The organism is Bradyrhizobium sp. HKCCYLR20261 (assembly GCF_051168435.1).
In the GTDB taxonomy this organism is placed as follows: Bacteria; Pseudomonadota; Alphaproteobacteria; order Rhizobiales; family Xanthobacteraceae; genus Bradyrhizobium.
Genome location: NZ_JBNPUZ010000016.1, coordinates 33,902 through 49,123 on the forward strand (window position 1 = coordinate 33,902; position 15,222 = coordinate 49,123).

Genomic DNA, 15,222 nt, shown 5'->3' on the forward strand with positions numbered 1-15,222 from the left:
TCGTCTCCGTCGCGGCCAGCAACCTGAGCAGGGCGGCGGACGCGGCGGCGCGAGACGTTCTCGCCTCACGACGACGCGGCCGTCGACAATCGGATCACTCGATGATCAGCGTGCCCTTGTTGCCCTGATGGAAGTCGTCGAAGAATTCGTAGCGGCCAGGCTTCTGCGCCTTGATCTTCACGATCCCCTCCATGTTCGGCTTGATCACCGTCTCGAACTCCAGCGGCTCGCTCTCGAACTCGACGGGCGCACCATCCAGGTTCTTCACCTTGAAAACGATCGGCGTGTCCGCCGGCGCCTTCATCTCGGCCGGCTGAAACTTGTTGTCCTTGACGGAAATCTCGATCGTCGTCTCGGCCGCCCGGGCGGGCAGAGCGAACGCGGTCGCCAACAGCGCAACGGCGGCTGCAGCCTGTGCTTTTTCGAAGAGCGTCATGATGAATGTCCCTGTCCCGAATTCGTCGTGTGGCGGAGCTCACAAAGGCGCGTCTGTCTTCACGCGCCTCCGACACATCGTAGAACGACTATAAATTCCCGAATGCGGCAATTTACCGTGTCGAAATTTGACAAACTCGTTGTGTGCGACAAACCGCGCGATCTTTATTAGTTGATGCGCGATAACGAACACGCCCCCGATCAGTTGCGGGACATACGGCCGTCATGTGCACGAAGGCGCCGTGCGCCGGAGTCCGTGCGCGTGCAGGCCGCGCTGGTCCGAAACACCGCTATCGCCTGTCGATCCCAACCGGGATGATCTCTTCAACAGACGTCTGCTCGGCGCACGCCGGCTTAGCCAGGACCTTGGCCCGATCAATGCACCGAAGGCACGCGGGATGCGCGAAGACGTTCGCGGTCACGCGGGCTGTTCGCATCCTGCGGGACCGGACGATCACCGGCACGCGCGCCTGAGAGCCGCGCATGCACCAGCAGCGAAATCAAACGCCGTCCTGCACCGCCAGGACGCCTGCGGGCGCACGCCACCGATGCGCACCGTCTCATCGGCCGACTCCGAGCCGCTTGTCGTGGACGCTGAGCGTGCGAGGCATGCGCGCAGGGATCGGCTTTGCTGTCACAGGCGGCGGCGCCGCGCGCTGCGGCGGCAGATCGGGCACGACCGATATCTCCTCCTCGCGCGCAACAACCGGCGTGAGCTCCGCGCTACGGCTGCGGACCGTGGCCGGATCGGCGCGCACGATGCCCGGCACGCGCTTGCGTCCGGTGACCATGGCACGCATGAGATTCTCCCGCTGCAGCACGCTCATCCAGACCGTTCCGAGCACATGCACGGCGATCAGCGCGATGATCGCGTTCGACGACAGCGCATGGGCCTGCTCGATCCAGCCGACGCCGAAGAAGCGCTGCGAGACCTGCATCACGCCGCTGACCGTCGAGACGATCAGGAGAGCGAGCATAGCGACCAGCATCGCTGCGCCCGCGGGGTTGAGACCGAGATAGCGCCCTGTCTCGCCGCGCAGGATGTTGACGATGTATTTGGGCGCCGCGCGCAGCTTCAGGCTGATGCGCGCGAACAGCGAATGGCGGCTGCCGATCACGCCCCAGATCAGGCGGAAGGCGAGCAGGCCGATCACGGCATAGCCCGCCAGCCGGTGCAGACGGTCGAACGTATTGGGCGTGACGCAGGCGACGAGCACGAAGGCCGCAAGGGCCCAGTGCCAGACGCGGAGCGGAAGGTCCCAGATTGCGACGGTCCCCGAACGTGGGTTCGCCGGCCGCTCGGAGGCAACGCTTCGCTGCGCCGGACCTGCGTCACGCGTGATCATCAGATCACTTCGCCTTGGTGTGCTTCAGCGACAGATCCTCGGGGCTGTAGAACAGCTCGAACAGCTTGCCGCCCTTGACGCCGTAGACCTCGTAGCAGGAGCCCTCGATCTTGGTCTGGCGAACCTCGTAGCCCGCGGCCTTCGCCTTCGCCTCGGCCTCGGCGGTGGTCTTCCACGACGCCTTGTCGAGCTTGGTGCAATCCTTGTAGCCGTCGGCGAGCGCAGCGGAGCCCGATGCGAGACCTGCCACCGCAGCAACGACCATGATCTTGATGAGCTTCATTATCAAATCCTCCTCGAAGTCTGCGCCATCGGCGCCTGGAGCGCTCAATGCGCAGTCCTACAAAGGGAGGGAGATTTCAACGAAACTTGGACGCCGCGATCGGCCGCGGCTGACGCCGGAGATGCGAGCCGAGCCGCAATCTGTCCGTATGCGGCCGCATTGTTGCTGGCAGGCGGACCGAACTGCGTTACAGGTGAGTTCGCGGCATGACCGCCGGTTTTAGATGTGTCTGTCGTCGCATCACCGTGCAGTCCCCGGCGCCTTGCAACTGACATTGAATCGCAAGGCTCTATCAGGGCCGCGCGTAAGGCGTGCGCGCGATGCTCACCGCGAAGCGTGTCCGGCGGCGCCGACGGCACCACACTGCTGCCGGATTGCGGCTGTGTCGACGGTGCGGCGAAAAGGGCGCCGAACGCCGCAAAGCTGCGACGTTACGCCTCGAAAATTTTTTCTCAGAGCTGATCAGCTGGCGATCTCTCGGGCTGAGGAAACGATGCTCACGTTCGCGATGCGCACGCGCGCCATCCGTCAATCGTCGCACGGATGTGCGCACGCGACGCAGATCGCATATCGAAGCACGCCCGAGAGCGATGTGCGCTGCACATCGCCGGACGTCGATCAGGCGGCCGGCAGACGGCCGCGCATCATGGGAGAAAACAGCCGGTCGCGGGCGCCGTCACTTCGCTCCGGTCAGCACGCGGCTGATGAAGTCGGAGCTCTCCGGAGATTTGGTCATGTCCGCGGTCGGCTCCGGCGCAGACTGCAGCTCGAGCGGAGCCGCGGCACGGCTCTGCAGGCGGCTGCGCGGGTTGACGCTGCGGGTCGCGCGCGCCTCCTGCTCACCGTTTGGGCGCGCCACCGTGATCATGATCTTCTCGGAGACCACGGGAGGATCGAAGTTGAGGTGCTTGGAGTCGCCCATGACGAGCTGCAGCGTGTGCTTGCCGGGCGACAGTTCGATCCGGGCCTCGGTCTCGCCCGCCGCATAGTGGATGTGCTTCTTGTCGCGCGGGATCTCCTCGCCGGCCTGCATCGTGTCGTCGACGTCGATCAGCAGATGATGATGGCCGCTGCCGGCGAACTCGTCGCCGGCGTGGGTGATGCCCATGTTGCGCAGCCCGAAGCGGGCGATGAACGGCCCGGTGACGGTCTCGCCATCCGCCGGCGAAATCAGGTAGACACGGGCATCCTTCGGGGATTTGGTGCCCTTGGCCGCCACCAGCGGTGGCGCGAGTGCGGCGGCGAGGGTCATGATCAGGCAGAGGCGCGCGGGCATCGTCGGCAGCATGCGGATCTCCTATGGTGACAGCGCAACACGAAAGCCGAGGGTGGGATGCCGGATGCGCCCGTCGTAGCGGTCGCGGCTCCCGGCGCGCGCGTCGGACGCGCCGTTCTTCCACGAGCCGGAGCGGATGACGCGGGCATAGCTGCCCTCCTCCATCCAGGCTGATCCATCATTCGGCGCGCCCTTGTAGTTCTTGTGCCAGGCGTCAGCGACCCACTGGCCGACACCACCGCCCATGTCGAAAAGGCCGTAAGGATTGGCCGGGACGCTGCCGATCTTCGGCGGCTGATCCTGATCGGCTTCGTTCGGGCCGTTGCAGCCCCTGCAGTTCGCCATGCCCTGGCGCATGCGATCGCCCCACCAGTAGCGGGTGCGCTGGCCGCCCCGCGCGGCATATTCCCACTCGGCCTCGGTCGGCAGCCGGAACGACTTGCCGGTCGCCCTGGAGAGCCAGGCGAGATAGGCCTGCGTATCGTCGTAGCTCACATTGGTCACGGGACGATCATCCGCACCGGTGGCGATGTCCGGACAGCTCGCAGCCGCCACGCACTGCTTCCATTCGCCGACCGTCACCGGGTGCTTGCCGAGCGAGAACGGCCGCACGCTCACCTGATGGACGGGCTGTTCGGACTCGTCGTCACCGCCCATCGCAAAGCTTCCGCCGGCCACGGTCACGAGTTCGGGCACGCGCAGCTTCGGCTCGGGTTCGGAGAGCGGCAGCGCGCGCGGAGCGGCGAGCGTCTCGGGCGGCTGCGCCGGCGCCGTTTCCATGCCCGTCGCAGCCTGCCGCGACGGCGCGAATGAGTTCGATGCCGAGCGCGTGGAGTCCTGCGGCGCGGTCTCGACCAGGATTCGACGCGGGGACGGCGGCGGCGCCGCCGACTGCGCCTCGCGCGGCGCGGTGGACGATCCCGTCAGTCCCAGCGGCGGCTGGATCAGCAGCTTGATCTGACGCAGCGGCAGCATCACGCCGCCGAGAAACACGATGGCGAGAACCACGATGCCGATCGCGCCGCGGACCAGCTTCTTGCGCGTGCCCGCAAACGGTGCGAACAGCGTCCGCCACCAGCCGCCGCTGGCCGCGTCGTCCTGATCATCGTCCCATCCATCGCTCACAGACGGCGCCGGCACGGGCAGGCTGCGCGATCGCACCGGCGCAAGCTCGGGCGGCGGTTCGGCGTGAACAACGCGCTCCGGCTCTCCGGCGCCCCACTCGGCGTCGAGCGACTGCTCGAGCGCGCCGCACATCATCAGCAACAGCCCGCCCTGGCTGTTACCGGTCCAGCGTTCCTGCACCTCGGGGCACTCGACCTGATCCTCGACGCGCTGGAAGCTCGGCGGACGCATCGGGCTGAGCGAGACCTCCACGGTGCGGCCGCAGCGCCGGCAGGCGACCGCGCGCGAATCCGGCGGGAGCGCATCCTCGGCGAGCCTGGGAGCCCGCAGCCATTGCAACGCTGAACTCTCGCTCATGCTGTCCTCGCCTTGGTGGAGGCCCCCAGCCCCTTTACTGACCCCAGCTCGCGAACGCGTCCTTGAAAACGCGGTCGCCGTCGGCTCCCTTCTCGATCGACAGCAGCGCCCGATTGCCGCCTTCATAGACGATCGGGATGTCGAACCACTGCTTGCCTTTCAGCAGCATCAGATTGCGCTTGGTGTCGACGTCGTTGGCGGACAGCGCGACCATGAAGAATTTCGGCGTGACCCGGGCGGTTTGCGTCACCAGCGCCGTGCCGCGCTCGGACTCCTCACCCTTGAGGCCGATGCCCCGCAGGCTCGTCAGGCCGCTCACCGACTGATCCAGTCCGTCGAATTTGAGCTCCATGATATGGCTGGCCGGCATCTCCATGTCCGCGTTCCGCCGCAGCGAGAGCGTGACCTTGGTGCCATTCTCGATCTCGATTTCTCCCTTGATCGCAGGCGCCGCATCGAGCCGCGGCCCCCTGCTGGGTTCGACGGACCAGGTCACCTTGCCGGGGAAACGCTTGCCTTTCGGATCCTGCGGATCCTCGTGATAGAGGAATGCCTGACCGGGCATGCTGACCGGCACGCTCATGCCGACCGTGGTCGGCTCCTCGGCCGCCGCAGCGACCGCAGGCTTGCCGTCCGGCATGATCCGCTCGGCATTGACCTTGCGCGGACCGGGCTCGTTGGGCAGAGCCGCCGTCGCGCCGCTCAGCGACACCTGAACCCATTCCGACGCGCGCTCCCAGGAAACCGCTGCACCGATGATCGCGAGCAGCCCCGCCGCGGCCACGGCCAGCACATGCCGGCTGGGCAGACGACGGCGCGTGACCGCGGCGCTCTGCTCCGACTTGAAGGCTGTCTCGAGCAGCGAGGGATGGATCTTGATCTCTTCGGGCGGCGCCGCGGGAGCTGTCGCCTCGGGCTGTTTGGTCTCCGGCACGACAGCAACGGCAATGGGCTTGGCGACGCTCGCATTGCCTGCATTGACGGGCTCCGCCGGCTCGGCGCCCGCGGGCGTCACTGCGCCCTCTGCGGCGGTCACCACCGGCGCAACCTCGCGCGGCGCGGGCTCCGACGGGCGGGCGGCTTCCACGATCGGCGCCTCGGCCGCGGGCACCGCGCGCTGCTCGCTCGCTGCCGGCTTCACGGCGATCGGTAGCTCGGGCAACGCCGGCGGCGTCGCAGGCGCGGACTTGATCTCCTCCGCCGACGGACGCCGCGGACGCTGGCGCAACACGCGCAGCTCCGGAGACGGCTTCGCGGTTGTCGCGCGAGCCTCGTTCGGTTGCGGGGCCGCACGGTCGCGCGCAGGGCTTGGCGGCGCGGCGCTGTCAGAGCCGCCGCGACGGGCCATCGAGAGATATTTCGCGACGGTCGCGATCTCCTCTTCGAGCGTATGCGTCGTGCTGATCGGCCGCGGCGCCATGCGCCGCTTCGGTGCCTGCGCCGGCGCCGGCGCGCGCACCGGCCGCGGCCGCTCGGCGACGGAAGCCTCCGCCGGCTTCGCCGGCTCGTCGATCAGGAGCGGCGTCGGCGCGGCAGCCGCCTCGACGAGAATCGGCCGCGCGCGCAGCTCGATCATCCGCTCCGGGAACAGAATCTCGGCAAGATCGCGCAGCGAGGCCCCGGGCATCAGCAGCCGGCGCAAGGCCGGAGGCATGTCGCGCAGCGCCTTCGCATGGCCGCGCCGGGCCAGCCGATCGCTGCGGGCTGCGATCGCGGCCGCATCACGGCGCTCGTCGCTGATCAGGACCTTGCGGGCGCGCAGCATCGCGGCGAGCTCGCGCACATCCGAGCGCGAAGCGCTGTCGACGACCAGCAGATCGAAGGTACCGATCCGCGCCGGCAGCAGTTCGGCGACGCGCCAGGCCGGCATGATGTGGCAGGGGATCTCCTCCAGCCAGCCTTCGAAGGAGCTGCGAGCGGCGATCCGCAGACGGCGCGCAGTCGGGCCGGAGCAGGCCGAGGCCATCTTCTGCATCGTGTCGCGGAAGCGCTTCAGCGATTGCCGGACGGCGCCGCTGGCATTCTGCGCGATACCGAGCGACATGCGCGCGCCGATCACCACCTCGAACAACGCCAGGGATCGCTTCTCGAGCCGCAGTCGCTGCGCCGCGAGATCATGGAGAAGCTGGCGCTCCTCGGGATTCTCGATCCGCTTGAGGACCGCCAGATTCCACGCGCTCACCCAGTCCGCGAGTGTCGCTTCTTCCTTGAGAGCATGCTTCGCAGCAGCCTTCGTCGTATCCTTGGTGTCCGTTTCGGCCGGCACGGACCGCAATCGCTGCGCGAGACTCGGTGCGCCCGCCGCGATGGCCATCCGGCACGCCGTCCTGACCAGTTCGTAGTCGGTCTCGTTGCCGCGGATCGTCTCCACCGCGGCGAGGATTCCCGACCACCGCGCCGCCAGCTCCTGCGCGTCCGTTTCGGCATCGCCGACCAGCGACAGCACGTCGGCCTGGACGGTCGCCGCGAGTTCGCCGGCTCCGGCGAACAATTCACCGAGCCGCGCGAGCTCGACCAACGGCCCGGACACCCGCGTCATGACGGTGCGAATGGCCGCGCCGAAGGCGGCCGGCCGCTGCACATCCGCCACCATCGCGGCAACCTCGCTGTCGGTCATCGACAGCTTGCGGCAGGCATCGACAACGTTGCGGACCGCAAGCGCCGCCGTCACCACGGCGACCTCGACGCTCTTGACGATCTGCTCGAGATCATCGAAGGCGCGCGCCGATTCCAGCTGCAGCGCCGGCGCATCGATCTTCATCGCGATCGACGTCCAGCGCGCGCGCAGCGCATGCAGGTCGTGGCGCCACAGCAGGAAGCGGGCGACGTAGCTCCAATCGGCCGGCGTCGATGGCGCGGCTCCGTCCAGCGTGATGGCATCGACCGCGGTCTTCAGCGCGCGGCGCGACGGCGTGAACCGCGCGAACGGCTTCTCGCCGGCCGCGAGCCGTTCGACCACGCGAATGGCGTCCTTCTTGGTGAAGGCCTCGACCGGCGCCTGCACCTGGCGCCGGGCGAATTCGGCAGTGCGTGAGAGCTGGAAGGAGGCATCACGCGCCCAGCCCACCACCTTGTCGAGCCCCTCGGGCCCGTCGGTCTTTGACGTCGCGAGCGGTGACAGCCGGCCGAGCCAGGCTTCCGCGGCAATGGCGCGATGGCCGGCGGCGAGCGCATCGAGGTCTGTCGCGAGCCGGCCGGTCGCGTCGAGCCCGAAGGTCGCGATCGCATCCAGCGCGAGATCCTCGTCGCGCCCGTTGTCGGACGTGATCGTTGCCTGATGACGCAGCTCCTCATGCAGGCGCAAGATCGCCGCCGTATCCGGAAGCGCCGCGGTCTCCGGCAACTCGTCGTCGATATGCTTGAGACGATCGCCAAGACGCTGTCGCGCCTCGCGCGCCTTGTCGACCGCGGCGACCAGCGCGTCCGTCCCCGAGATGAGACGCTTGGGCCGATCCTTGAACCAGCCATAGGCATGCGGCTCGCCGACCAGTCCCTTGAACAGATCGAATGGCAGCTCCGGCAAGCCGCCGGTGAGCCGCAGGTTGCGCCTGACGATCTCCGCGATCTCGTCGTCGAGCGATGTGATCTGGGAGCGCTTCGAGATGATGTCGCGCTCCAGCCGGCCGATCTGCGCGACCTGATCCCGCAGGTTCGCGGCATCGAGGATCGACTGCAGCCGGCCCGCCAGCGCCTCGGCTTTTCTGAGCACGTCCTTGTCGGAGCCCGTCGAGCTGACGGTCAGCTCGCGGACCGGCGGCGGCAGCTTCTCATGCAGCAAGCCGAGCGCGGTCTCGTCTCTGGAGACCACGAGCACGCGCGATCCGAGCGCGAGGTGATGGCAGACGACGTTGACGAGCGCGGCGATGCGGTCATCATCTGCGGCGGCCTGCAGCACGAGGCCGTCCGAGCCGGACAGCTCGCGTACGATCTCGACGTCCTCGGGAGCGGCCGGCAACGGAAAGAACAGATCACCCTGCTCCACGGCGACGGGCTTCGGCGGCGGCGCAATGTCGATCGGGCCGCCGACGATGCCCGACAGATGCCGGCGCGCCGCGGCGTGGCCTCGTCCATCGGACTGCATCAGCAGGGCGCCGACGGCGCCGGTCAAGCAGCATTCGCTCTGCGGCGCGTGCGCAACCGCCGTCTTGAGGCTCTCGATGTCGCGTAGCGCGCGGACATCCGGCCGCCGGCGCGCCGAGATGGTCCAGCGGCCGTTCGCGATGGCCGCGTCCGAGGCGTCCGCCATCGGGCTGTCCGCCGCGCGCGACGGCTTGTGGCCGGTCTGGACGCCGACCGCGCCGATGATCTGCTCGAGATCGAGCGGCGTGAACGGCGACAGCTCGCCGCGCTGCTCGAGCGCCTCGACCAGTCGGTCGGACCTATCGGCCAACGCAAGCGCTGCGTCGGGCACCATCGCCTCCAGCGCCTTGCGGTTGACAGTGGCGCCGACGAAACGCGGCCGCACCCGGACCTCGGCATCGGGGCGCGCAATGACCTCGATCTCCACGGCGCGCTCGAACAGCGGCAGTTCGTAGTCGCGGCCGCTTTGCCGCCATGACGACAAGCCGATGCCCCAGATGATTTCGAGCGCAGGATCGGAAGCCGATGCCGCCGCCAGCTCGCGCAGGCGCTGATGAATGGCCATGGTCCGGCGGCGCTTGCGCTCGGTGTCGGCCCATGCGGTCCAGGGACCGGAGACGTAGCGCTCGATCCGCTGCAAGAGATCGGGGCGCTGCTCGAGGCGCAGCCGTCCGGTCCATACGCCGAGAGCTGCGGCCGGCGAGAAATCCTCGGGACGGGCGTGGCGGGCGAAGGTGAGGCGGTTCTTTTCGATCTCGTCGACCTTCACCAGGATGCTGTCCCGCGGCGATGGGCGGCGATCCGGATCCGAGGACAGTTCGACCCAGGCGTCGAGATCGGCATCGATCGCCGGCGGCTCGGTCGCTGCAAGCGCCTCGACGGCGAGCCACACCGGCCCGTCGACATCGAAGGTGTTGAGCACCACGCCGGGCAGGTGCTCCATCTCACCCTGGTCCAGGGCCAAGCCGTGATCATCGGCAAACGGGTGATCCGGCTGCCGCTCGAGCGGGGATGTCTCCGCCCGGATCATCTCCGTCAGACCGCCCAGGACCTCCTGCAGCGGCTCGCCGGCCGTCCGCGTGTCATTCGCGGAGCCTTGCCAAGAGTCTTGCCAGGCGTCTGCCGCCGCCGGGTTGTCCAGGGACGACGCTGCACTTGCACCGAGGGCACCAAGCAGCCGCATGCCGTGATCGCCGATCGTGGCCTGCGCGGCGGACTCGCTCGCCTTGGCCTCATTCGGCCGCATATTCACCAGCTGGCTCATCGTGCAGATCCTTTTCTGAACTCGGCTACGGCAGTGGCCTGAGGTCGGCGAGCGGCTGACCGACACGGATGGCCCCGCCCGTGATCACGGCGCGCCGGGCGATCGGAGAGTGGGTTCAGACTGGACAAGCTTTCCTCGCTGCAACGTCGATGGAACTCCCGACTCGTTGCGGAGGCGTATGGCGAAGGTAGGTCACATCAATGACCCGACAGGTAGATGAATGTGACGATTCTCGTTCTTGCGGGGATCTCGGGAAAAAAATCCCGGGTCGTTTGCTGCGGAAAATCTCTTCTAACAACCCTGTTAGTCTGCAGTTTTTGTCGGGGGCGACATGCAATCGCAGCGGCAAGCTCAGGTTGCGCGCGAATACGCTAGAATGTGTCTAAGAATACTTCTAACGCTCAAGACGAGGCGACGTGACGCTTGACCAAGGCACGATGTCCACGCCGCCGCGCGGCCGTCGCCAAGGTTCAGCCATCGCGCCGTCGCGCATGCGACCCTCGCGTCAAGTACAGCGCCACAAATACGAGCGCATCGCGTCTTCAGCTTGGCGCCGGGTGAAAGCAACGCGGCCCGGTCGGGCGAGCGGTCTTCCCGAAGGAGCGCGTCGGGAAGGACATCCGGCCGTCACGGACCGCACGCGTGGCCGCGAAAGCCGAGCGCTGGACAGCAGGGCCCTGCTTGAAACGCCCCGAAAGCTGAAGTAGCAGTCATTGCAAAGACATCAACGTCGTTCAGACGTCCCCGATCGATGGGCCGGGACTGCATGATTTGGCAACGGATGAGAACGGCCGCCGCATGCAGTGCAGCATTTCTGACGCTGCTGTCGGCGCAGCCGGATGCCCGGGCGCAGTCGTCGGGCACGGCGCGTGAGCCCGCAACGGTCAAGCTGTCCCCGACGCAGCAGAAGCAGATCGGCCTCCAGACGGCGGTGCTGGCCAGGGAATCCCACCCCGAGCAGTTCCGGGCCTATGGCACCGTTCTGGACGTCGCCAGGCTGACCGACCTGACCAACAACTACGCCAACGCCCAGGCGCAACTGCAGACCGCCCAGGCCAGGCTCGACGTCGCCAGGCTCGCCTTCGAGCGCGCCCGCGACCTCGTGCAGTCGGCGGCCATGCCGCGCAAGGACGCCGAGGCGGCGGAGGGCACGTTCCGCACCGATCAGGCCGCGCTCGCCGCAGCGGACTCGCAAGTGAAGACATTGGTGGCGACCGCGCGGCAGGAATGGGGCGCCGTGATCGGAAAGGGCATCATCGAGCGCTCGCCCCAGGTGGTGCAACTGATCGAGCGCGAGCAATTGCTGGTGCAGGTCACGCTGCCGCCCGGCGTGACCCTATCCGAGCCGCCGCGCCTGGCGCTGGCCCAGGCGTCGACGCGCAACGCCAACATCGAGTTGCGCTACCTTTCGCCCGCGCCGCGCACCGATCCGCGCATCCAGGGCGTGAGCTATTACTTCGTCGCGGCCGGCGACAGCGGGTTGCTGCCCGGCATGAACACGACGGCCTATGTTCCCTCCGGCAAGGCCTATCAGGGCGTATTCGTCGAGGACACCGCGATCGTGCAATGGCAGGGACGCGCCTGGGTCTATCTGCGCGCAGGTCCCGAGACCTTCCGGCGGCATCCGATCCGCACCGACCAGCCGATCTCGGACGATGACTACGTCGTGCAGGACATTCCGCCCGGCTCGGAAATCGTGATGCGCGGCGCGCAGGTGCTGCTGTCGGAGGAAGCCAAGAGCGAGCTGCGCGGCGGCGGCGACGATGATTGACGGCATCCGTGCGGCCGCCACGGGGCCGCAGGCCGCGCTGGTCTCGTTCGCGATCCGCTTTCGCGGCATGATGCTGGCGCTCGCCTGCACCATCCTCATTCACGGCATCTTTTCGCTGGGCAGCGCCAAATACGCCGTCTTCCCGGAGTTCGCGCCACCGCAGGTGTCGATCCAGACCGAGGCGCCGGGGCTCAGTCCCGAACAGGTCGAGGTGCTCGTCACCCAGCCGATCGAGACCTCGATCAACGGCCTCGCCGGCGTCGAGAGCATGCGCTCGTCATCGATCCAGGGCCTGTCCGTCGTCTCCGTGATCTTCCAGCCCGGCACGGATGTCTTCAAGGCGCGGCAATTGGTGACCGAGCGGCTCACGGTGATCACGAGCGGCCTGCCGCAGGGCGTCCGCGCGCCGGCGATGACGCCGCTGGTGCCGGCGGCCGGCACGGTGCTCGCGATCGGCCTCACCTCAGAGCGGCGCTCGCTGATGGATCTGCGCACCATTGCCGACTGGACCGTGAGCCGGCGGCTGCTCGCCGTGCCCGGTGTCGCGCAGATCACCACCTATGGCCGGGACGTACGGTCGCTGCAGGTTCAGGTGCGCGCCGACGATCTCGTCCGCTTCGGCGTCGGCATGAACGATGTCGTGGCGGCGGCGCGCAAGGCCACCGGCGTGCGCGGCGCCGGCTTCGTCGACACCGCCAATCAGCGCGTCATCCTGCAGACGCAGGGGCAGTCGCTGACGCCGGACCAGCTGGCGCGCACGGTGCTGCTGCATCAGGGCGGCGCCAGCGTCGTGCTCGGCGACGTCGCAACGATCGTCAACGCGCCGGAGCCGCCGATCGGCGGCGCGCTGATCGATGGCCAGCCCGGCATCATGATGATGATCAGCCAGCAATACGGCGCCAACACCCGCAACGTCGCCGCGCGCGTGGAGGCGGCGCTGCAGGAGCTGCGCCCCGCGCTGGAGAGCGAACAGGTCAAGCTGCACGCCGACCTGTTCCGCCCGGCGACGTTCATCGACTCCGCGACACGGAACGTGCTGGTCGCGCTCTTGATCGGCGGCGCGCTGGTGATCGTCGTGCTGCTGCTGTTTCTCTACGACTGGCGCACGTCGCTGATCAGCTGCACCGCCATCCCGCTGTCGCTGTTCTCCGCCGTGCTGGCGCTGCAATGGATGGGGCAGAGCCTGGACACCATGACTCTCGGCGGCCTTGCGATCGCGATCGGCGAGGTGGTCGACGACGCCGTCATCGGGGTCGAGAACGTGGTGCGCCGGCTGCGCGAGAACCGCAGCCTGCCGTCGCCGCGCAGCGAGACCCGCGTGGTCTACGATGCCATGCTCGAAGTCCGCGGCGCGGTCGCCTACGCCACCTTCGCGGTGCTGCTCGTCTTCGTTCCGATCCTGGCGCTGCCGGGCCTCGCCGGCCGGCTGTTCGGCCCGCTCGGCATCGCCTACATCCTCGCCGTGCTGGCCTCGCTGATCATCGCGCTCACGGTCACGCCAGCACTGTCGATGTTGCTGCTCGCCGGCCGCTCCACGCGCGACATCCGCGAGCCGCCGCTGGTGCGCTGGTCGCGCCGTCACTACGAGCGGCTGCTGCGGCGCCTCAGCGCATTCCCCAAGCTAGTCATTGCGGCTGCCCTGCTGGTGACGCTCGGCGGCGCCGGCCTGGTGCCGTTCTTCGGCGGCACCTTCCTGCCGGAGCTCCGGGAAGGTCATCTGATCGTCCACGTCTCGACCTTGCCGGGCACGTCGCTGGATGAAACGCTGCGGCTTGGTACTCTCATCGCCGATGCCTTGCGTGCCGTGCCGGAGGTGCGCAGCGTCGCCCAGCATGCCGGGCGCGCCGAAGCCGGCGTCGACACGGCCGGCACGCATTCCAGCGAGATCGAGGTCGACCTGAAGCCCGGCCTGTCGGGCGACGACCAGGAGCGCGCCGAGCGGCGCATCCGCGCCGCGCTGGCCGACTTCGCCGGGATCAATGTCTCGATCAAGACCTACCTGACGGAGCGCATCGAGGAGACGCTGTCCGGCTTCAATGCCGCCGTCGTCATCAACGTCTACGGTCCCGATCTCGACGACCTCGAGCGCGCGGCGCGCGACATCGCGCGCGAGCTCGGCGAGGTCTGGGGCGCGGTCGACATCCAGCAGCAATCGCCGCCGGGCATGCCGCAGGTCAACGTCACCTTGCGCCCGACCGATCTGCAATCATGGGGGCTCGATGCCGTCGAGGTGCTGGAGCTGATCCGCACCGCCTATCAGGGCGACGTCGTCGGCCAGGCCTATGAAGGCAATGTCGTGTTCAACGTGATCGTCAAGCTCGATCCCGATGCCAGCGCGCGGCCGACCGAGATCGGCAACATGCCGATCCGCACGCCGAGCGGCGCCTACATTCTGCTCAAGCAGGTCGCCGACGTCTACGGCACCGCCGGCCGCTACATCGTGCTCCATCGCAACGGCCAGCGCGTGCAGACCGTGACCGCCAACGTCGCCGAGCGCGATCTCGAATCCTTCGTCACTGCGGCCAAGCGAAAGGTCGCCAAGGAGGTGAAGCTGCCGCCGGGCGCGCATGTCGAGTTCACCGGCGCGGCCGAGGCGCAGGCCAGATCACGCCGCGACCTCTTGATGAACTCGCTGCTGGCGACGATCGGCATCGTGCTGCTGCTGTCGTTCGTCACCGGCCACTGGCGCAACCTCGTGCTGGTGCTGCTGAACCTGCCCTTCGCCTTCGTCGGCGGCGTCATCGCGGTCGCCGTGACCGGCGGCGTGCTGTCGCTGGGCTCGATGATCGGCTTCGTCACACTGTTCGGCATCGCACTGCGCAACTCGATCCTGATGATCTCGCACTACGAGCACCTGGTCGTGGTCGAAGGCCGCCCCTGGAGCCTGGACACGGCGATCGCCGGCGCCGCCGACCGCCTCGTGCCGATCCTGATGACCTCGCTCGTCACCGGCCTCGGCCTGCTGCCGCTCGCGCTCGGCGCCGGCGAGCCCGGCCGCGAGATCGAGGGACCGATGGCGATCGTCATCCTCGGCGGCCTCCTGACGTCGATGGCGCTCAACCTGCTGGTGCTCCCGACCCTGGCGCTGCGCTTCGGACGGTTCGCGCGCGGCGTGCAGGCCCACGGAGATGTCGGGGCGAGCTGATCGTGGTCGTGAGCACAGCGATGGGCCAGAAGCGGCCCCTCCAATTGACCAGGTTCAATTACGGCCGCCGACCCAAGTCAGATGTTTGTCCGCTGAATCGAGTCGACCGTGCAAGCGAACTCTGACGAAAATGGTGCCTA

8 protein-coding genes are annotated in these 15,222 nt (G+C 68.0%); 2 read left to right on the forward strand and 6 right to left on the reverse strand.

Translation table 11 applies throughout. From position 1 onward, the window contains the following. Nucleotides 1-94 precede the first annotated feature (94 nt). From ACQR1L_RS27735 to ACQR1L_RS27760, 6 genes are all read right to left on the reverse strand, one after another. Nucleotides 95-436: a cupredoxin domain-containing protein gene (locus ACQR1L_RS27735; RefSeq protein ID WP_434861097.1), complete on the reverse strand. Its 342-nt coding sequence runs from the start codon at nucleotides 434-436 to the stop codon at nucleotides 95-97. A 559-nt stretch (nucleotides 437-995) separates the two neighbouring features. Next, nucleotides 996-1,781 (reverse strand): cytochrome b/b6 domain-containing protein, encoded by a 786-nt coding sequence (locus ACQR1L_RS27740; RefSeq protein ID WP_434861098.1) that lies wholly within the window; start codon nucleotides 1,779-1,781, stop codon nucleotides 996-998. Between the two features lie 4 nt (nucleotides 1,782-1,785). Continuing rightward, on the reverse strand, nucleotides 1,786-2,064 hold the full coding sequence (locus tag ACQR1L_RS27745; protein WP_434861099.1) for a PepSY domain-containing protein: 279 nt from the start codon (nucleotides 2,062-2,064) through the stop codon (nucleotides 1,786-1,788). Between the two features lie 676 nt (nucleotides 2,065-2,740). Then, nucleotides 2,741-3,352: a DUF4399 domain-containing protein gene (locus ACQR1L_RS27750; RefSeq protein WP_434861100.1), complete on the reverse strand. Its 612-nt coding sequence runs from the start codon at nucleotides 3,350-3,352 to the stop codon at nucleotides 2,741-2,743. Between the two features lie 9 nt (nucleotides 3,353-3,361). Further along, nucleotides 3,362-4,822 (reverse strand): SUMF1/EgtB/PvdO family nonheme iron enzyme, encoded by a 1,461-nt coding sequence (locus ACQR1L_RS27755; RefSeq protein WP_434861101.1) that lies wholly within the window; start codon nucleotides 4,820-4,822, stop codon nucleotides 3,362-3,364. 34 nt (nucleotides 4,823-4,856) lie between these two features. Continuing rightward, nucleotides 4,857-10,166: an AAA family ATPase gene (locus ACQR1L_RS27760; protein WP_434861102.1), complete on the reverse strand. Its 5,310-nt coding sequence runs from the start codon at nucleotides 10,164-10,166 to the stop codon at nucleotides 4,857-4,859. A 766-nt stretch (nucleotides 10,167-10,932) separates the two neighbouring features. Between ACQR1L_RS27760 and ACQR1L_RS27765 the strand changes: the two genes are divergently transcribed. Both ACQR1L_RS27765 and ACQR1L_RS27770 read left to right on the forward strand, forming a co-directional pair. Then, nucleotides 10,933-11,937, forward strand: a complete 1,005-nt coding sequence (locus tag ACQR1L_RS27765; protein WP_434861103.1) for an efflux RND transporter periplasmic adaptor subunit — start codon at nucleotides 10,933-10,935, stop codon at nucleotides 11,935-11,937. Continuing rightward, nucleotides 11,930-15,082, forward strand: a complete 3,153-nt coding sequence (locus ACQR1L_RS27770; protein WP_434861104.1) for an efflux RND transporter permease subunit — start codon at nucleotides 11,930-11,932, stop codon at nucleotides 15,080-15,082. Before ACQR1L_RS27765 ends, ACQR1L_RS27770 begins: the two co-directional genes overlap by 8 nt. Nucleotides 15,083-15,222 lie beyond the last annotated feature (140 nt).